1 pseudogene is annotated in these 550 nt (G+C 49.8%); it reads left to right on the forward strand.

Annotated features, from left to right (window positions below):
* Positions 1–63 precede the first annotated feature (63 nt).
* Positions 64–550 (forward strand): annotated as a pseudogene (locus ICN47_RS13035) (transposase); the annotation flags it as partial.

Genomic DNA, 550 nt, shown 5'->3' on the forward strand with positions numbered 1-550 from the left:
TGAATCGCTACCACTTCTATAGACACTTTCTAGCCTAATATTTAGTCTATTAGGAGGTGTGTCATGAGTACAAGAAGACGGTTTACTGAAGAGTTCAAGTTAGAGGCAGTCAAACAGGTAGTTGAACGGGGTTTTGGTGTTCGAGATGTGGCTGCTAGGCTGGGCACCTCACCCCATAGCCTGTATGCCTGGGTTAATAAATATGGCATTCCAGCTGAGCAGCGTCTAGTGGGGGATGATCAAACGGCTAAGCTTAAAAGACTGGAGGCGGAGCTGCGGCGGGTTACCGAAGAGCGCGACATCCTAAAAAAGGCCGCCGCGTACTTTGCCAAGGAGTCCGGTTAAAGTACGCCTTCATCAAAAAGCACCAGCATGAGCATGCCATCCGCACCATGTGCAATGTTTTGCGAGTCCACCACAGTGGCTATTACGCCTGGCTTAAAGAGCCACTCTCGTCTCGAGCGTGTGAGAACCAAATGATTGTGACCCAGATTAAGCAAGCGTGGCTGGCAAGCGGCACCATCTATGGTTATCGCAAGATCCATGATGA

Source organism: Polynucleobacter sp. AP-Latsch-80-C2 (assembly GCF_018882185.1).
GTDB lineage: Bacteria > Pseudomonadota > Gammaproteobacteria > Burkholderiales > Burkholderiaceae > Polynucleobacter.